This window comes from Streptomyces sp. NPDC057697 (assembly GCF_042799335.1).
Lineage (GTDB): Bacteria > Actinomycetota > Actinomycetes > Streptomycetales > Streptomycetaceae > Streptomyces.
In genome coordinates this window covers 371295-389040 of sequence record NZ_JBHVJA010000001.1, presented here as the reverse complement: position 1 = coordinate 389040, position 17746 = coordinate 371295, and the positions used below count along the sequence as shown (strand labels likewise).

The following is a 17746-nucleotide window of genomic DNA, read 5'->3' as shown; positions in this document are numbered from 1 at the left end:
GGGAAGGCGCTACGTGAGTCCCAACGGCTCCGACCGCTCGTCGCGGCGCCCGATGCGGCGGAAGCTGCCGCAGGTGCTGACTGCGGGCCTGATCCTGGCGACCGCCACCGGTTGCACATACAAGGACTTCCCCCGCCTTGGTATGCCCACGCCGGTAACAGAAGAGGCACCACGGATCCTTTCCCTCTGGCAGGGCTCGTGGGCGGCAGCGCTCGCCACGGGCGTGCTGGTCTGGGGCCTGATCCTGTGGAGCGTCATCTTCCACCGGCGCAGCCGCACCAAGGTCGAGGTTCCTCCGCAGACCAGGTACAACATGCCCATCGAGGCGCTGTACACCGTGGTCCCTCTGATCATCGTCTCGGTGTTGTTCTACTTCACCGCTCGCGATGAGACGAAGCTCCTCACCCTCTCCCCGAAGCCCGCCCACACCGTCAACGTGGTCGGCTACCAGTGGAGCTGGGGCTTCAACTACATCGAGAACGTGGACGGCTCGACCGCCACGGGCAACGAGATCCCCAAGGAGCTCGACGCCATCCCCGACCGGTTCCGCAAGGACTTCCCCAAGGGTGCCGAAGGCGTCTACGACTTCGGTGTCCCGGGAACGCGGAACCCGCAGAACGGCAACCCGGGTCCGACCCTGTGGCTGCCGAAGGGCGAGAAGGTCCGTTTCGTTCTGACTTCGCGTGACGTCATCCACTCCTTCTGGGTGGTGCCGTTCCTCATGAAGCAGGACGTCATTCCGGGCCACACCAACGCCTTCGAGGTGACTCCCAACCAGGAGGGCACCTTCATGGGCAAGTGCGCCGAGCTCTGCGGCGCCGACCACTCCCGGATGCTCTTCAACGTCAAGGTCGTCTCCCCAGAGCGCTACCAGGCGCACCTGAAGGAGCTGGCGAAGAAGGGCCAGACGGGCTACGTGCCGGCCGGCATCGAGCAGACTGACCCGGCCAGGAATGCGGAGACGAACAAACTGTGAGCATCCTCAACGAACCTCAGGGTGCCGCGGCAGCAGACGACTCGTACGAGGACGAGCTGCCGGTCCGGCGCAAGCAGCCGGGAAACGTCGTCATCAAGTGGCTGACCACCACTGACCACAAGACGATCGGCACGATGTACCTGGTCACATCGTTCGCGTTCTTCTGCATCGGCGGTCTGATGGCGCTCTTCATGCGCGCCGAACTGGCCCGTCCCGGCACGCAGATCATGTCGAACGAGCAGTTCAACCAGGCGTTCACGATGCACGGCACGATCATGCTGCTGATGTTCGCGACGCCGCTGTTCGCCGGATTCGCGAACTGGATCATGCCGCTGCAGATCGGCGCGCCCGACGTGGCGTTCCCGCGGCTGAACATGTTCGCCTACTGGCTCTACCTCTTCGGCTCGATCATCGCGGTGGCCGGCTTCCTCACCCCCCAGGGTGCGGCGGACTTCGGCTGGTTCGCCTACTCCCCGCTCTCGGACGCGGTCCGGTCGCCGGGTGTCGGCGCCGACATGTGGATCATGGGTCTGGCCTTCTCCGGCTTCGGCACGATCCTCGGTTCGGTCAACTTCATCACCACGATCATCTGCATGCGCGCCCCCGGCATGACGATGTTCCGCATGCCGATCTTCGTCTGGAACGTCCTGCTGACCGGTGTGCTGGTCCTGCTGGCCTTCCCGGTGCTGGCCGCCGCGCTCTTCGCGCTGGAGGCGGACCGTAAATTCGGTGCGCATGTCTTCGACGCGGCCAATGGCGGCGCATTGCTCTGGCAACACCTCTTCTGGTTCTTCGGCCATCCAGAGGTGTACATCATCGCCTTGCCGTTCTTCGGAATCATTTCCGAGGTGATTCCGGTGTTCAGCCGGAAGCCGATGTTCGGCTACATCGGCCTGATCAGCGCGACGATCGCCATCGCGGGTCTCTCCGTGACCGTGTGGGCCCACCACATGTACGTCACGGGAGGCGTGCTGCTGCCGTTCTTCTCGTTCATGACCTTCCTCATCGCGGTACCGACCGGTGTGAAGTTCTTCAACTGGATCGGCACCATGTGGAAGGGGTCGTTGTCCTTCGAGACACCGATGCTCTGGGCCGTCGGCTTCCTGATCACCTTCACCTTCGGTGGTCTGACCGGTGTCATCCTGGCGTCGCCCCCGATGGACTTCCACGTCTCGGACTCGTACTTCGTCGTCGCGCACTTCCACTACGTCATCTTCGGCACCGTGGTGTTCGCGATGTTCTCCGGATTCCACTTCTGGTGGCCGAAGTTCACCGGGAAGATGCTGGACGAGCGGCTCGGCAAGATCACGTTCTGGACGCTGTTCGTGGGCTTCCACGGCACGTTCCTGGTGCAGCACTGGCTGGGTGCCGAGGGCATGCCGCGTCGTTACGCGGACTACCTCGCCGCGGACGGCTTCACCGCGCTGAACACGATCTCCACGATCTCCTCGTTCCTGCTCGGTCTGTCGATCCTGCCGTTCTTCTACAACGTGTGGAAGACCGCCAAGTACGGCAAGAAGATCGAGGTCGACGACCCGTGGGGCTACGGCCGCTCGCTGGAGTGGGCGACCTCCTGCCCGCCGCCGCGGCACAACTTCCTCACCCTGCCGCGGATCCGTTCCGAATCCCCGGCGTTCGATCTGCACCACCCGGAGATCGCGGCGCTGGAGCAGCTGGAGCACCACTCCGAGGATGACAAGGCCCTCGCTGGTGGCAAGGAGGCCGGCAAGTGAAGATCCAGGGCAAGATGTTCATCTGGCTGAGCGTCTTCATCCTCGCCATGGCCGTCACGTACGGCGTGTGGTCGAAGGAGCCGGCCGGTACCACCGCACTCGTCCTGGCCTTTGGGCTGAGCGTCATGATCGGCTTCTACCTGGCCTTCACGGCCCGGCGGGTCGACGCCATGGCGCAGGACAACAAGGAAGCCGACGTCGCGGACGAGGCCGGCGAGGTGGGGTTCTTCTCCCCGCACAGCTGGCAGCCGCTCTCGCTGGCGATCGGCGGTGCCCTGGCCTTCCTGGGCATCGTCTTCGGCTGGTGGCTGCTCTACTTCTCGGCCCCGGTCATCCTGATCGGTCTGTTCGGCTGGGTCTTCGAGTACTACCGCGGTGAGAACCGCACCCAGTGACATCGAGTCACCGCTCCACCTGACGGGGGGCCCGTACTTCTCCACCAAGAGGAGTACGGGTCCCCCGTTCGCAGTCGCATCGCGCGCTGATACGGGGCAACCTCCATAACGTGGGTTCATGAACCGCACGCCGCGCATCCGCCCCGTAGTGGGCTGCACTCTGCTGGTCGTGACCCTGGTCGCCGGTGTGACCGCCTGCGGCGGGTCCGGAGACCACCCCCTCGCGGAGAAGCCGTACGACGCTGTGGACCAGATCTCCGCCAACGCGTCCGACGGCGATCAGAAGGTCGGCCCCGGCCAGGCGCTGGAGGTCAGGGTCAAGGGCGACGACAGCCGGATCACGGACGTGTCGGCCGTCGACACGACCGGCCGCCACCTGGCGGGTGAACTGGACGCCGACGGGAAGCGGTGGCACTCCACCCTCCCGCTCGCCGCCGGCACCCGGTACACCGTCCGGGTCAGCACCGAGAACCACGACGGCGCCCCGGGCAGCCGTACGCTCGCCTTCGGGACCACCTCCGCCAAGAAGCTCCTGCAGGTCGCCTTCGGCCCGGAGGCGGGCACCTACGGCGTCGGACAGCCCATCACGGCGGAACTCAGCGCTCCGGTCAAGGACCGGGCCTCCAGGGCCAACGTCGAGCGCGCCCTCAGGGTCCACTCGACCCCCGCCGTGACCGGCTCCTGGTACTGGGTCGACGACAAGACCCTGCACTACCGCCCGAAGGACTACTGGCCCGCCAGGGCCACCATCGACGTCACCAGCGGCCTGGCCGGCGTCAAGGTCACCGAGGGCCTCTACGGGGCCGCCACGAAGCCGCTGAAGCTCACCACGGGCGCCCGCATCGAGGCCCTCACGGACGCCGAGTCGCACACGATGACGGTCAAGCGCGACGGAAAAGTGATCAACACCATTCCGGTCACCACCGGCAAGCCCGGCTTCTCCACCCGAAACGGCGTCAAGGTCGTGCTGGGCAAGGAGTACTACGTACGTATGCGCGGGGAGACGATCGGCATCGCGCAGGGCTCGTCGGACTCGTACGACCTGCCGGTCTACTACGCGACGCGCGTCACCTGGAGCGGCGAGTACGTGCACGCGGCCCCCTGGTCCACCGGCTCGCAGGGGTACGCGAACGTCAGCCACGGCTGTACGGGCATGAGCACGAGCCAGGCCGAGTGGTTCTACAACACCGTGCGGCCGGGCGACCTCGTCACGGTCACGGGCAGCGAGGGCGAGACGATGACGCCGTTCGACAACGGCTTCGGCGACTGGAACCTGTCCTGGGCCGCGTGGCTGAAGGGCAGCGCCCTGCGGAAGAACACCGCTCCGGACCGTACGGACACGATCCAGGCGGCGCGACTGCGCCCCGAGGTCTGACCGGTCCGGGGGGTGCGCCGCCCTTCGACGGGACCGCTTCCGGGGTCATGGCCCCGGAAGCGGGGGGGGGTGTCAGGCGCTCACGCAGTCCCTGCTGCGCAGCAGGGCGGCCAGCGCGTCCGCGAACTCGACCGGTTCGACCGGCAGGGTCACCGCGGCGTCCGCGCGGCTCCAGGTGGCCAGCCAGGCGTCCTGCGGGCGGCCGATCAGCAGCAGCACCGGCGGGCAGTGGAAGATCTCGTCCTTGATCTGCCGGCAGACGCCCATGCCGCCCGCGGGCGCCGTCTCGCCGTCCAGCACGCACACGTCGACCCCGCCGCGGTCCAGCGCCTCCAGGACGGCGGGCAGGGTGGCGCACTCCAGGAACTCCACCGCCGGCACGTCGGCCGCGGGCCTGTGCCCGGCTGCCAGCCTCACCTGCTCACGGGTGTTGGCGTCGTCGCTGTAGACCAGGACCGTGGCGGTCGGCTGCATTGTTCCTCCGTGACATCTGTGTCTTCGGGGTTTTCCGGGCATGAACCGATGCGCGGATCGTACTCCGCCCGACGCCCTGTCAGCACCGTTCGGGACAGCGGATCCATGGGCCGTTCGGGGAGGACACACCCGCCTGACACACCGAACGGCACCCCCCGGGGTGAGGGCGGGATAAGCGACCGACATAATGTCGGTCGTGGCGACAGCAACGACAGTAGAAACCGGGCACGCGCACCCGTCGGTCAATCGACCGAACCTCACCAGCGTCGGAACCATCATCTGGTTGAGTTCCGAGCTGATGTTCTTCGCGGCCCTCTTCGCGATGTACTTCACCCTGCGATCGGTGACGGGACCGGCCCACTGGAAGGAAATGGCTTCGGCGCTGAACTTCCCGTTCTCGGCGACGAACACCACGATCCTGGTGCTCTCCTCACTCACCTGCCAGCTCGGCGTCTTCGCCGCGGAGCGGGGCGATGTGAAGAAGCTCCGCGCCTGGTTCGTGATCACTTTCGTGATGGGTGCGATCTTCATCGGAGGCCAGGTCTTCGAGTACACCGAGCTGGTGAAGAAGGACGGCCTCTCGCTGTCCTCCGACCCGTACGGCTCGGTGTTCTACCTGACCACCGGCTTCCACGGTCTGCACGTGACAGGCGGTCTCATCGCCTTCCTGCTCGTTCTGGGCAGGACATACGCAGCCAAGAGGTTCACCCACGAACAGGCGACCGCCGCCATCGTCGTGTCCTATTACTGGCACTTCGTCGATGTCGTGTGGATCGGCCTCTTCGCCACGATCTACATGATCAAGTAACCGGGCTCGAACCCGAACCACATCCAGCATCGACGCAGAAGATCCTGACACCGGGGTAATCCGTGAAAAAGCTCTCCGCACGACGACGCCATCCGTTGGCGGCGGTCGTCGTACTACTCCTCGCGCTGGCGGCCACTGGGGGGCTGTACGCCGCGTTTGCGCCCGCGAGCAAGGCGCAGGCCGACGAAACCGCCCAGTCCCTCGCCATCGAAGAGGGCAAGAAGCTGTACTCCGTCGGTTGCGCCAGCTGCCACGGAACCGGCGGTCAGGGCACCACCGACGGGCCGAGCCTGGTCGGCGTGGGCTCCGCCGCCGTTGACTTCCAGGTCGGTACGGGCCGTATGCCGGCGCAGCAGCCCGGCGCCCAGGTGCCGAAGAAGAAGGTCATCTACAACCAGGCGCAGATCGACCAGCTCGCGGCGTACGTCGCGTCGCTGGGCGCCGGCCCGATCACTCCGACCAAGTCCCAGGTCAGCCCTGACGGTGCGGACATCGCCAAGGGTGGCGACCTGTTCCGTACCAACTGCGCGCAGTGCCACAACTTCACCGGTGAGGGCGGCGCGCTGACGAACGGCAAGTACGCGCCCAGCCTCGAAGGCGTGGACCCGAAGCACATCTACGAGGCCATGCAGACCGGCCCGCAGAGCATGCCGTCCTTCCCGGACACGACGATGCCCGAGCAGCAGAAGCGGGACATCATCGCGTACATCCAGACCGTGAACAGCGCCCAGTCGGAGAACCCGGGTGGTCTGAAGCTGGGCGGCCTGGGGCCGGTCAGCGAGGGGCTGTTCGCCTGGATCTTCGGGCTCGGCGCACTGATCGCAGTTGCCATTTGGGTCGCGGCCCACACCGCTAAGGCCAAGAAGTCATGAGTAGCCAAGAGATTCCAGAAGAGAACCTGCCCGCTGAGCAGGGCCCCGCGCACGGCGCGGTAGAGGGCGCGGACGACCCGTTCGCCGACCCGGGGCTGCCGGCCCACAAGCCGCGCATCCAGGACCTCGACGAACGGGCCGCGAAGCGCTCCGAGCGCGCCGTCGCGTTCATGTTCACGCTGTCCATGCTGGCGACGGTCGGCTTCATCGCCTCCTACGTCATCTTCCCGGTCGACAAGATCGTGTACATCTGGCCCTTCGGCCATGTGAGCGCGCTCAACTTCTCCCTGGGTCTGACCCTGGGCGTGGCCCTCTTCGCGATCGGCGCCGGCGCCGTCCACTGGGCACGCACGCTGATGTCCGACGTGGAGGTCGCCGACGACCGGCACGCCATCGAGGCGACGCCCGAGGTCAAGGCGAAGGTCCTGGCCGACTTCGCGGCAGGCGCCGAGGAGTCCGCGTTCGGACGGCGCAAGCTGATCCGCAACACCATGTTCGGCGCGCTGGCCCTGGTGCCGCTCTCCGGCGTGGTGCTGCTGCGCGACCTCGGTCCGCTGCCGGAGAAGAAGCTCCGCAACACCCTGTGGGCCAAGGGCAAGCAGCTCATCAACATGAACACGATGGAGCCGCTGCGTCCCGAGGACGTCGCCGTCGGTTCGCTGACCTTCGCCATGCCCGAGGGCCTGACGGAGGAGGCGGAGGACTTCCAGAACCAGATCGCCAAGGCCGCGCTGATGATCATCCGCATCGAGCCGGACAACATCAAGGACAAGCGCGAGCGCGAGTGGGCCCACGAGGGAATCGTGGCCTTCTCCAAGATCTGCACCCACGTCGGCTGCCCGATCAGCCTGTACGAGCAGCAGACCCACCACGTGCTCTGCCCGTGCCACCAGTCCACCTTCGACCTCTCCGACGGCGCCCGCGTCATCTTCGGTCCGGCCGGTCACGCCCTCCCGCAGCTGCGGATCGGCGTGAACAGCGAGGGCAACCTCGAGGCGCTCGGTGACTTCGATGAGCCCGTCGGTCCTGCATTCTGGGAGCGCGGATGAGTACTGCGACCGACACACAGCGCAAGGCGCCCGCCGGTGAGCGGGTGGCCGACTGGGCGGACGGCCGGCTCGGGATCTACTCCCTGGCCAAGGCCAACATGCGCAAGATCTTCCCGGACCACTGGTCCTTCATGCTCGGTGAGATCGCTCTCTACAGCTTCATCATCATCATCCTCACGGGTGTGTATCTGACGCTGTTCTTCCACCCGAGCATGAACGAGGTCGTGTACCACGGCTCGTACGAGCCGATGCAGGGCATCAAGATGTCCGAGGCCTACGCCTCGACGCTGGACATCAGCTTCGACGTCCGCGGTGGTCTGCTGGTCCGGCAGATCCACCACTGGGCCGCGCTGATCTTCCTGGCCGGCATGTTCGTGCACATGATGCGCGTGTTCTTCACGGGTGCGTTCCGCAAGCCGCGCGAGATCAACTGGCTCTTCGGCTTCCTGCTGTTCGTGCTGGGCATGTTCACCGGCTTCACCGGCTACTCGCTCCCGGACGACCTGCTCTCCGGCACGGGTGTCCGCTTCACCCAGGGCGCGATCCTGTCGATGCCGATCGTCGGCACCTACATCTCGATGTTCCTGTTCGGCGGGGAGTTCCCCGGTCACGACTTCGTCGCCCGGTTCTACTCGATCCACATCCTGCTGCTGCCGGGCATCATGCTCGGTCTGCTGGTGGCGCACCTGATCCTGGTCTTCTACCACAAGCACACGCAGTTCGCGGGTCCCGGCCGCACCAACAAGAACGTCGTCGGCATGCCGCTGCTGCCGGTGTACATGGCGAAGGCCGGCGGGTTCTTCTTCCTGGTCTTCGGCATCATCGCCGTCATCGCGGCCATCGCCTCGATCAACCCGATCTGGGCCATCGGCCCGTACCGCCCGGACCAGGTGTCCACCGGCGCCCAGCCCGACTGGTACATGGGCTTCGCCGAGGGTCTGATCCGAGTGATGCCCGGCTGGGAGATCAACCTCTGGGGCCACACACTGGTCCTGGGCGTGTTCATCCCGCTGATGGCCTTCGGACTGGTGCTCGCGATCATCGCGGTCTACCCGTTCGTCGAGTCCTGGGTCACCGGCGACAAGCGCGAGCACCACATCCTGGACCGCCCGCGCAACGCCCCGACCCGGACGGCCTTCGGTGTCGCCTGGATCACCGAGTACGTCATCGTCTTCATCGGCGGTGGCAACGACCTGTGGGCCACGCACTTCCACCTGTCGCTGAACGCCATCTCCTGGTTCGTCCGGATCTTCATCTTCGTCGGACCGGTCCTCGCGTTCATCGCCACCCGGCGGATCTGCCTCGGCCTCCAGCGCCGCGACAAGGAGAAGGTGCTGCACGGACGCGAGTCCGGCATCATCAAGCGCCTGCCGCACGGTGAGTTCGTCGAGATCCACGAGCCGCTCGGCCCCGAGCAGCTGCACACGCTCACCGCGCACGAGCAGTACAAGCCGGTCGAGATCGGCCCCACGGTCGACGAGAACGGTGTCGAGCGCAAGGTGTCGCCCCTGCAGAAGCTGCGGGCCCGGCTCAGCAAGGGCTACTACGGCGAGGACAACCAGATCGCCAAGCCCACCGTCGAGGAGTACAAGGAGATCACCAGCGGCCACGGTCACCACTGATCGCCTGAACTGATCGCCACAGCGGGAGCCCCGTCCATTCGATGGACGGGGCTCTTTGCCGTCCATGGGGCTCGATAGGGTGGAGACCATCCCTTTTACCGGCTGTGGACCCAGGAGCGGACCATGAACGTTGTGACCCCGATCGGCGGCGACAGCGTGGCGGACCGTACCTGGCCCGGCGTGCTGAACCCGCTGCTCTGCGGCGAGAACCTCACCGCCGACGACACCGCGTGGGCGATGGACCGCATCATGAGCGGCGAGGCGACCGATGTGCAGATCGCCGGTTTCGCGGTGGCCCTGCGGGCCAAGGGCGAGACGATCGACGAGGTCTCCGGCCTGGTACGGGCGATGTACGAGCACGCCAACACCATCCACGTGCCCGGCCGCACGCTCGACATCGTCGGCACCGGCGGCGACCTCGCGAGGACGGTCAACATCTCCACCATGTCGGCGGTCGTCCTCGCCGGCACCGGCGCCAAGGTCGTCAAGCACGGCAACCGCGCCTCCTCGTCGGCGAGCGGCTCCTCCGACGTGCTGGAGAAGCTCGGCGTCAACCTGGACCTCTCCGCGCGGCGGGTCGTCGAGGTCGCCGAGGAGGCGGGCATCACCTTCTGCTTCGCGGTGAAGTTCCACCCCGCCCTGCGTTACGTCGCACGGGCCCGCAAGGAGCTCGGCACGCCCACCACGTTCAACATCCTCGGGCCGCTCACCAACCCGGCCCGGGTGCGCTCCCAGGCGGTCGGCGTGGCCGATCCGAAGATGGCGCCCATCGTCGCGGGGGTCCTTGCCGAGCGCGGCAACTCGGCGCTGGTCTTCCGCGGCGACGACGGGCTGGACGAGCTGACGACGACCTCGACCTCGCGGGTCTGGGTGGTCCGGGGCGGAGCGGTGCGCGAGGAGGTCTTCGACCCGCGCGACGTCGGCCTGGAGCTGGTGCCCGTGGAGGCGCTGCGGGGCGCGGACGCCGCGTACAACGCCGATGTGGCCCGCCGGGTGCTGACCGGGGAGCGGGGGCCGGTGCGCGACGCCGTGCTGCTCAACTCGGCGGCGGCGCTGGTGGCGCTGGAAGCGGCGGACGGCCCGCTGAACGAGCGGCTCGTGGCCGGGATGGCGAAGGCCGCCGAGTCCATCGACTCCGGCGCGGCGGCACGGGCGCTGGAGCGCTGGGTGGCGGTCAGCAACGCCTGAGAGCGGCGCAGATGTGGCGCAAGGCGCAGTCCGGATCCTGGACTGCGCCTTGCGCGGCTCCGTACGTATGGCAAGATGCTGGACAGGTCATGAGTGACAGCGACTACGGCCCCGGCCCGCTGTCCGGCAACCCTCCGTCCGTGGCGGGGTGCCCCGGGTGAAGACCAGGCCGTAGGCAGCGAGGTCTGCGGCAAGCGCGGGCCCCTCGGCATCTGTGAATGCCAACCCCCGGGGTCCTGGTCCCTAGGGAGTCTCTTGTGAGCACGCGAATGCGATAGGGCCGTCGGCCCTCTTCCGCACCCCCTTTTCTCTCTTCCGCTGCGCTGCCGCGTATCCGCCGGCGCATGCGTTTCGCCTGCCTCTTACGGGAGTTCGCCATGTCTGTCCTCACCGCTGCCGCCGACCAGTCGCTTTGTGCCCCTCTGCCGGTTCTGGGCAAGGATGTATCGGTTCCGCTGGTCACCGGCGGTGAGGTCACGTACGCCGCTCTCGACTACGCCGCCAGCGCCCCCGCCCTCCAGCGCGTCTGGGACGACGTCGCCGCGTACGCCCCGTACTACGGCAGCGTCCACCGCGGGGCGGGCTACCTCTCGCAGCTCTCCACCGACCTCTTCGAGAACAGCCGCGCGACCGTCGCGGAGTTCCTCGGCTGCCGCGCCGACGACCAGGTGATCTTCACCCGCTCGACCACCGACTCGCTCAACCTGCTGGCCACGGCCGTCCCGGCCGACTGCCAGGTCTTCGTGTACGAGACCGAGCACCACGCCTCGCTGCTGCCGTGGCGCGACGCCCGGGTGACCTACCTCGACGCCCCGCGCACCCCCGCCCAGGCCGTCGAGACCCTGGAGCGGGCACTGGCCGGCCGCGACCCCTACGGCCCCGCCCTGGTCTGTGTCACCGGCGCCTCCAACGTCACCGGCGAGCTGTGGCCGGTGAAGGAGCTGGCCGCCGCCGCGCACGCGCACGGCGCACGGATCGTGCTGGACGCCGCGCAGCTCGCCCCGCACCACCCCGTCGACATCACCGAGCTGGACGTCGACTGGGTCGCCTTCTCCGGACACAAGCTGTACGCGCCCTTCGGCTCGGGCGTCCTCGCCGGCCGGTCCGACTGGCTCCGAGCGGCCGAGCCGTACCTCGCGGGCGGCGGCGCCTCGCGGAAGGTCGCCCGCCGCGCCGACGGCGGCGTGGAGGTCGAGTGGCACTCCACCGCCGCCCGCCACGAGGCCGGTTCCCCCAATGTCATCGGCGTGTACTCCATCGCCTCCGCCTGCAAGGCGCTCACCGAGGCGGGCTTCGAGAACCTGGTCGCCCGGGAGCAGCGCCTCGTGGGCGCGGTCCGGGCCGGTCTCGCCGCGATCCCCGAGGTCAAGGTGCTCTCGCTGTTCGGCGACGACGCCCCGAGGGTCGGCGTCATCTCCTTCGTGGTCGAGGGCTGGAACAGCTCGCACTTCGCCGCCGCGCTCTCCGCCGAGTACGGCATCGGGGTCCGCGACGGACTGTTCTGCGCCCACCCGCTGGTCCGTACCCTGCTGGGCGGCGACCCGCAGGAGGTCGGCGAGTGCGGGGCGCCCGAGGCCGAGCCGGGGGAGCGGTCGCTGAACGCGATCCGGGTGAGCTTCGGCGCCGGTACGCCCGACGAGCACATCGAGCGCTTCGTCCGCGCGGTCACCGAGCTGGTGAGCGAGGGCGCCCAGTGGAAGTACCGCACCGAGGACGGCCGCTGCGTCCCGGACCGGGGTGCCGCCGCGCAGCTCTGACGGCACCGCACAGCACTTCGGCGGGGGACGGGCTCGGCAGCCCGTCCCCCGCCGAAGTGTCACGCCGTGGTGTCGCCTACGCGTCGAGGCCGATGGCGAAGGCGGCCTCCAGGTCGTGCTGCGAGTAGGTACGGAACGCCACGTGCGTGTCGGTGGCCTCCACGCCGGGGATCTTGCTGATCCGGCCGGGGATGACATCGGCCAGATCGTCGTGCTTGGCCACCCGGACCATGGCGATCAGGTCGTAGGTGCCGGTGACCGAGAAGACCTCGCTGACACTGTCCAGCGCGGCGATGGCCTCGGCGATCTCGGGAATCCGGTCCACGCTGGTTTTGATGAGCACGATCGCGGTGATCACGGCTGGCTTTCTCCCTCGGTGGCCGTGGCTGGTGCCTTCACTCTATCCGTACGCCGGTAACGCCCCCAGGCGTAGAGAAAGCCCAGGGCGAAGCCCACCACATGGGCCAGATAGGCGACCCCCGGCCCCCCGCTGCCCGCCCCCTGGACCGCCAGCCACTGGAGCACGAACCAGAAGACCAGCACGATCCAGGCGGGGAAGCGCAGCGGCAGGAAGAAGAGGAACGGGAACAGGCTGGTGACCCGGGCCCGGGGGAACAGACGGAGGAACGCCCCGAGCACCGCCGAGATCGCCCCCGACGCGCCCACCAGCGTCTGGTCGGACGTGGCGTGGGCGGCCGCGTAGGCGACCAGGGCGAGATAGCCGCTGATGACGTAGAAGAAGGTGAACCCGACCCGGCCCATCCGTTCCTCGGTCATCGCCCCGAACACGTACAGGAAGAGCACGTTGCCCAGCAGATGCAGCCAGCTGCCGTGCACGAAGAGCGCGGTGAACGGGGTGAGCAGGGCGTGTGCGGAGCCCTCCCACAGCTCGCTCGGGATCACGCCCCAGCGTTCGAAGTACCCGGCCTGGGCGGCGAGCAGCGCGTCGGCGCCGCCGGGGACCGGGCGGAAGCCGGACAGCGGGCTGACCAGGAAGACCAGGGCGCAGACCGCGATCAGTGCATGGGTCACCAGCGGACCGCCGGTGACCGTCCGTAGCAGTCGGCCGGTCCGGCCTCCCGCCTCAGCTCGCTGATCGATCATGAACAGAGCATGACGCAAGCGGAGGGAACGGGACAGACCGCCTCGCCGTGTCGGGGGGACGCGGTGAGGCCGTAGGGTTACGGCAGGACATCCGCAGTTCGACGGCGCACCGCGAGATCCTTGAATCAAGGCAGCACGAGGCTCGACGAAAGAGGACGCAACGATGACGACGGTTCCCCAGCCGACCGACGGGACCCGCTGGCGCTGCACGCTCTGCGGAAACCTCACGCGCTTCGACGTGACACGCTCCTCGAAGGTCGTCGAATACGTTCATCTCGACCTGGCCGGTGAGTCCAGCGTCGAGGAACGCGAGGTGGTCAGTGAGACCATCGAGTCGGTGCGCTGCCGTTGGTGCAACGCGGTGGACCAGATCGAACTGGTGGACAGGCCGGGTGCCGACTCCTGACGGAGCCGCGCCCACAGACATTTTGGGGTGACGGATGGTGGAGCAGCCCGATAGCGGCGCCGAGTCGGCCGAGGCGGCCGACGACGCCGTCGAGGCGCTCGACCGCCCGCTGCCCGAAGGCGTACGGCGGCGGGTCGTCGCGCTGGTCTCCGACGCCTTCGGCGGCCTGACGGTCACCGAACTCCCGGCCCAGCTGCGGCAGTACGCCCGCTTCACCCCGAACCGGCGCGCCAAGTTCGCCGGGAACGCCATGGCGGCCGCCCTGGAGAACGACGCGCTGTTCCGGCAGCGCATCGGCGAGCGGCTCAAGGAGGGGCAGCCGGAGCTGGCCGCCGCCCTGGAGTCCGGCGCGCCGCCGGCCGCCGCCGACCCCGTCGACGTGGCCGCGGCGGCCTATGTGCTGCGCCCGGCGGGCTGGGTGAAGCTGGTCGCCGCGGCCGGCGAGGAGGCGCAGCGTGCGCACGCCGAGCGCGCCGACGAGGAGAGCCGGCGCGAGCTGGACCGGCTGCGCGAGGAGCTGGTGCGGGCCCGCTCCCAGACGAAGGACGAGACGGAGCGGCTGCGCGCCGAGCTGGACGCCGCCCGCAAGGAGGCCGAGTCCCTCCAGCGCAAGCTGCGCAGCGCCGTCAACGAGGTCAGGCGCGGCGAGGCCGCGCTGCGCCGCAGCCGGGCCGAGGCCGACGCCGCGCGGTCCGAGGCGGCGGCCCAGCTCTCGGCGGCCGAGAGCGAGAGCCGTCGGCTCAAGGCGCGCCTCGGCGAGGCCGAGGCGTCCGTGGAGGCGGGCCGGCGGGCCGCCAGGGAGGGCCGCTCGGTCGAGGACATGCGGCTGAGGCTGCTCCTGGACACGGTGCTCGACGCGGCGAGCGGACTCCGACGTGAACTGGCCCTGCCGCCCTCCTCGATCCGCCCCGCCGACGGCGTCGACGCGGTCGAGCCGGGCCGGATGTCGCCCAAGGACATCGCCGCCAGGGCCCTTTCGGAGACCGATCCGGCCCTGCTCGACCAGCTGCTCGCGCTGCCGCAGGCGCATCTGATCATCGACGGGTACAACGTCACCAAGACCGGCTATCCGCAACTGCCGCTGGAGAAGCAGCGGCTGAGGCTGCTGGGCGGGCTCTCGATGCTCGCCGCGCAGACCGGCGCCGAGATGACCTGTGTCTTCGACGGGGCCGAGCTGGCGGCCCCGGTGCTGCTCGCGCCGCCGCGCGGGGTCCGGGTGCTGTTCAGCAAGCCCGGGGTGACCGCCGACGAGCTCATCCGGCAGCTGGCGCGCGCCGAACCGCCGGGCAGGCCCGTCGTGGTGGTCTCCACCGACCGTGAAGTCGCCGACGGGGTGGCGAAGGCGGGCGCGAGGCCCGTTGCGTCCGTCTTGCTCCTGAAGCGCCTTTCGCGTGTCTAGCGGCACTTGCCGGGTCTCGGTGGAAAACGGGGAACGGATCGTCAGGCAGCCGCTACACCCCGTGTGTCCAGGGTAAAGAAGTGCGGTACGTGACGAGATTTTTCCTGTGAGGATTTGAACTGATCACAAGTTGGTCACTAGGGTCAGGCCTCGAACCTTCGCACGGTTGATCACCCATCCGGGGTGACGGCGAAGGCACCGCCGAGTCCGTGATGTCCACGGAGCCGGGGATTCGATCCCCCACAGCCCGGTAGGCGGCTCGAGGAAGAAGGAGCTCGCCTTCGTGGCGTCCCACCGTCGTCCCAAGCAGCCGAGCCGCGCCCGTGTGACCGTGCTCACCGCGACCGCCGCCGCGGCCGTGGCCCTGACCTCCCAGGCGGCGCACGCCGACCCGAAGCCCTCCAAGGGCGAGGTCAAGGCGAAGGTCGAGAAGCTCAACCACGAGGCCGGCGCGGCCAACGAGCAGTACTACGGCGCCAAGGAGAAGCAGCAGAAGCTGGAGAAGGAAGTCAGCGCGCTGCAGGACAAGGTGGCCCGCGGCCAGCAGGAGATCAACAACCTGCGCAGCGGCCTCGGTTCGCTCGCCGCCGCCCAGTACCGCTCCGGCGGCATCGACCCGTCGGTGCAGCTCTTCCTCTCGTCCAACCCGGACACCTTCCTCGACGAGGCCTCGGCCCTCGACCAGTTGACGGCCAAGCAGACCGAGACCCTGGGGAAGATCCAGGAGAAGCAGCGGGTCCTCGCGCAGGAGCGCAAGGAGGCCCAGGACAAGCTCGGCGACCTCGCGGACGTGCGCAAGACGCTCGGCGCGAAGAAGAAGAAGCTCCAGGACAAGCTCGCCGAGGCACAGCGCCTGCTCAACACGATGACCGCCGCCGAGCGCACGAAGATGCGCGAGGACGAGCAGCGCGCCAGCCGCGCCGCCGGCGACCGGGTCGACCTGGGCAACGAGGTCCCCGCGTCCGCCTGGGGCTCCGCGGCCCTGAAGGCCGCCGCCACCCAGGTGGGCAAGCCGTACGGCCGCGGCGGCACCGGCCCCGGGTCCTTCGACTGCTCCGGGCTGACCCAGTGGGCCTACGCCCAGGCCAACGTCCAGATCTCCCGGGTCACGTACACCCAGGTCAACGACGGTGCCCACATCGGGCGCAGCGCGCTGAAGCCGGGCGACCTGGTCTTCTTCAACAACACCGAGCACGTGGGCCTCTACGCGGGCAACAACACCGTCCTGCACGCCCCGTACCCGGGCACGGTCGTCCGCTACGAGTCGATGAACACCATCGGCAGCTTCCAGTTCGGCGTGCGCGTCGGCTGACGACGCCCGAACGGGCGAATTCCCGCGCCCGCGCAGACCGTCCGCCCCGCCGGAGACCACAGGTCACCGGCGGGGCGCCGTCGTTTCCGCCGCACGGTCGACCGGCGCGGCCCGTAGCCGCTGCGTGACTGTCCGACTACTGTCTGCCTGCTGTGCAGCTCCCGTTCGTCGGTCCGCCCGCCCCGGGCGGCAGGGGCTGCGCGACTGCGTACAGCGGAAGGGAGTGCGGCGTCCTGTGGTGTCCCATCGCCGTTCCACACAGTCCGGCCTCAACCTGAGCGTCCGGGCCACCGTTCTGTCGGCCGCCGCGGCGACCGCGGCCGCCACCCTCGGGGCGGCCACCGCGAACGCCGACCCGCAGGACGCGCCCCGGACCGCCCAGGACCGCGTCGACCGGCTGTACACGGAGGCCGAGCAGGCCACCCAGAAGTACGACCGGGCCGGAGAGAACGCCGACCGGCTGCGCGACGAGATCGGCCGGGCGCAGGACCGGGCGGCGCGCGGCCAGGAGCAGGTCAACCGGATGCGCGCCGTGCTCGGTTCGGTGGCGGGCGCGCAGTACCGCTCCGGGGGCATCGACCCCTCGCTCGCCCTGCTGCTCTCCTCCGACCCGGACGGCTATCTCGACCGGGCGGCCGTGCTGGAGCGCCTGACCGACCTCCAGACCGCGGAGCTGCGCGAACTCCAGCAGGTCCAGCGCGGACTGGCGCAGACCCGCACGGAGGCGGCCCGCGCGCTGGCCGAGCTGGAACGCAGCCGGGCGGACGCCACCCGTCACAAACGGACCGTCGAGCGCAAACTGGCCGAGGCCAGGCGGCTGCTGAACACGCTGCCCACCGCCGACCGGGCGCGGTTCGAACGGGCCTCGCGCTCCGGCCGCGACGCCGGATACCCGTCCCTGGCCGATCTGCCGGCCGGTTCCGCGCGCGCCGCGGTCGCCGTGCTGGCGGCCCAGCAGGCCCTGGGCCGCCCGTACATCTGGGGCGCCAACGGACCGGCCGGCTTCGACTGTTCGGGGCTGATGCAGTGGGCGTACGCCCGTGCCGGGGTCAGTCTGCCGCGGACCTCGCAGGCCCAGCGGTACGCGGGACACCAGGTGCCGCTCTCCGAGGCCCGCCCCGGCGACCTGGTGGTCTACCGCGCGGACGCCAGCCATGTCGCGATGTACGTCGGCCACGGCCAGGTGATCCACGCCCCGTACCCCGGGGCCGCGGTGCGCTACGACCCGGTCGGCATGATGCCCGTCTCCTCGGTCACCCGCGTCTGACCGTACCCT

Annotated in this window: 17 protein-coding genes and 1 riboswitch; of the genes, 14 read left to right on the top strand and 3 right to left on the bottom strand. The window is 68.9% G+C overall.

The genetic code is table 11. From position 1 onward, the window contains the following. Positions 1-13 precede the first annotated feature (13 nt). The 4 genes from coxB to ACFVFH_RS01755 all read left to right on the top strand — a co-directional run bounded on the left by coxB (position 14) and on the right by ACFVFH_RS01755 (position 4479). A complete protein-coding gene (gene coxB, locus ACFVFH_RS01770) occupies positions 14-976 on the top strand; it encodes a cytochrome c oxidase subunit II (protein WP_383761932.1) in 963 nt (320 codons plus the stop codon). After that, positions 973-2709, top strand: coding sequence for a cytochrome c oxidase subunit I (ctaD, locus tag ACFVFH_RS01765; RefSeq protein ID WP_093543802.1), 1737 nt, complete (start codon positions 973-975; stop codon positions 2707-2709). Before coxB ends, ctaD begins: the two co-directional genes overlap by 4 nt. Next, the gene (locus ACFVFH_RS01760; RefSeq protein WP_093543804.1) at positions 2706-3104 is read left to right on the top strand and encodes a cytochrome c oxidase subunit 4; all 399 of its coding nucleotides are present in this window, start codon (positions 2706-2708) and stop codon (positions 3102-3104) included. Before ctaD ends, ACFVFH_RS01760 begins: the two co-directional genes overlap by 4 nt. 118 nt (positions 3105-3222) lie before the next feature. Beyond that, positions 3223-4479: an Ig-like domain-containing protein gene (locus ACFVFH_RS01755; protein ID WP_383761929.1), complete on the top strand. Its 1257-nt coding sequence runs from the start codon at positions 3223-3225 to the stop codon at positions 4477-4479. Positions 4480-4551: 72 nt separating this feature from the next. Here ACFVFH_RS01755 and ACFVFH_RS01750 read toward each other — a convergent pair whose 3' ends face one another. Further along, positions 4552-4953, bottom strand: a complete 402-nt coding sequence (locus ACFVFH_RS01750; RefSeq protein WP_383761926.1) for a hypothetical protein — start codon at positions 4951-4953, stop codon at positions 4552-4554. Positions 4954-5140: 187 nt separating this feature from the next. Here ACFVFH_RS01750 and ACFVFH_RS01745 point away from each other — a divergent pair, with 187 nt between their 5' ends. The 6 genes from ACFVFH_RS01745 to ACFVFH_RS01720 all read left to right on the top strand — a co-directional run bounded on the left by ACFVFH_RS01745 (position 5141) and on the right by ACFVFH_RS01720 (position 12249). After that, positions 5141-5761 (top strand): heme-copper oxidase subunit III, encoded by a 621-nt coding sequence (locus tag ACFVFH_RS01745; protein ID WP_383761924.1) that lies wholly within the window; start codon positions 5141-5143, stop codon positions 5759-5761. A 62-nt stretch (positions 5762-5823) separates the two neighbouring features. Next, positions 5824-6633 (top strand): c-type cytochrome, encoded by an 810-nt coding sequence (locus ACFVFH_RS01740; protein WP_383761922.1) that lies wholly within the window; start codon positions 5824-5826, stop codon positions 6631-6633. Continuing rightward, positions 6630-7682 carry a Rieske 2Fe-2S domain-containing protein gene (locus ACFVFH_RS01735; protein ID WP_383761920.1) on the top strand — a complete coding sequence of 351 codons (1053 nt, stop codon included), beginning with the start codon at positions 6630-6632 and terminating at the stop codon, positions 7680-7682. The genes ACFVFH_RS01740 and ACFVFH_RS01735 overlap by 4 nt, the downstream gene beginning before the upstream one ends. Beyond that, positions 7679-9304 carry a cytochrome bc complex cytochrome b subunit gene (locus tag ACFVFH_RS01730; RefSeq protein ID WP_383761917.1) on the top strand — a complete coding sequence of 542 codons (1626 nt, stop codon included), beginning with the start codon at positions 7679-7681 and terminating at the stop codon, positions 9302-9304. Before ACFVFH_RS01735 ends, ACFVFH_RS01730 begins: the two co-directional genes overlap by 4 nt. Positions 9305-9427: 123 nt before the next feature. Continuing rightward, complete coding sequence (gene trpD, locus ACFVFH_RS01725; RefSeq protein ID WP_383761914.1) at positions 9428-10492, top strand: anthranilate phosphoribosyltransferase; 1065 nt, start codon at positions 9428-9430, stop codon at positions 10490-10492. Positions 10493-10577: 85 nt separating this feature from the next. Then, a riboswitch (SAM riboswitch) is annotated at positions 10578-10695 on the top strand. A gap of 174 nt (positions 10696-10869) precedes the next feature. Beyond that, the gene (locus ACFVFH_RS01720; protein ID WP_383761911.1) at positions 10870-12249 is read left to right on the top strand and encodes an aminotransferase class V-fold PLP-dependent enzyme; all 1380 of its coding nucleotides are present in this window, start codon (positions 10870-10872) and stop codon (positions 12247-12249) included. Positions 12250-12325: 76 nt separating this feature from the next. Here the strand turns inward: ACFVFH_RS01720 and ACFVFH_RS01715 are convergent, their stop codons facing one another. Together ACFVFH_RS01715 and ACFVFH_RS01710 are read right to left on the bottom strand one after the other, a co-directional pair. Next, positions 12326-12607 (bottom strand): Lrp/AsnC family transcriptional regulator, encoded by a 282-nt coding sequence (locus ACFVFH_RS01715; RefSeq protein ID WP_093543818.1) that lies wholly within the window; start codon positions 12605-12607, stop codon positions 12326-12328. Continuing rightward, the gene (locus ACFVFH_RS01710; protein ID WP_383761907.1) at positions 12604-13353 is read right to left on the bottom strand and encodes a rhomboid family intramembrane serine protease; all 750 of its coding nucleotides are present in this window, start codon (positions 13351-13353) and stop codon (positions 12604-12606) included. Before ACFVFH_RS01710 ends, ACFVFH_RS01715 begins: the two co-directional genes overlap by 4 nt. Positions 13354-13516: 163 nt before the next feature. Here ACFVFH_RS01710 and ACFVFH_RS01705 point away from each other — a divergent pair, with 163 nt between their 5' ends. The 4 genes from ACFVFH_RS01705 to ACFVFH_RS01690 all read left to right on the top strand — a co-directional run bounded on the left by ACFVFH_RS01705 (position 13517) and on the right by ACFVFH_RS01690 (position 17737). Further along, positions 13517-13759 (top strand): hypothetical protein, encoded by a 243-nt coding sequence (locus ACFVFH_RS01705; RefSeq protein ID WP_014156692.1) that lies wholly within the window; start codon positions 13517-13519, stop codon positions 13757-13759. A gap of 37 nt (positions 13760-13796) precedes the next feature. Continuing rightward, positions 13797-15158, top strand: a complete 1362-nt coding sequence (locus tag ACFVFH_RS01700) for an NYN domain-containing protein (RefSeq protein ID WP_383761904.1) — start codon at positions 13797-13799, stop codon at positions 15156-15158. A gap of 283 nt (positions 15159-15441) precedes the next feature. Further along, the gene (locus ACFVFH_RS01695) at positions 15442-16470 is read left to right on the top strand and encodes an NlpC/P60 family protein (RefSeq protein ID WP_383761902.1); all 1029 of its coding nucleotides are present in this window, start codon (positions 15442-15444) and stop codon (positions 16468-16470) included. 235 nt (positions 16471-16705) lie between these two features. Next, on the top strand, positions 16706-17737 hold the full coding sequence (locus tag ACFVFH_RS01690) for an NlpC/P60 family protein (protein ID WP_383761899.1): 1032 nt from the start codon (positions 16706-16708) through the stop codon (positions 17735-17737). Positions 17738-17746 lie beyond the last annotated feature (9 nt).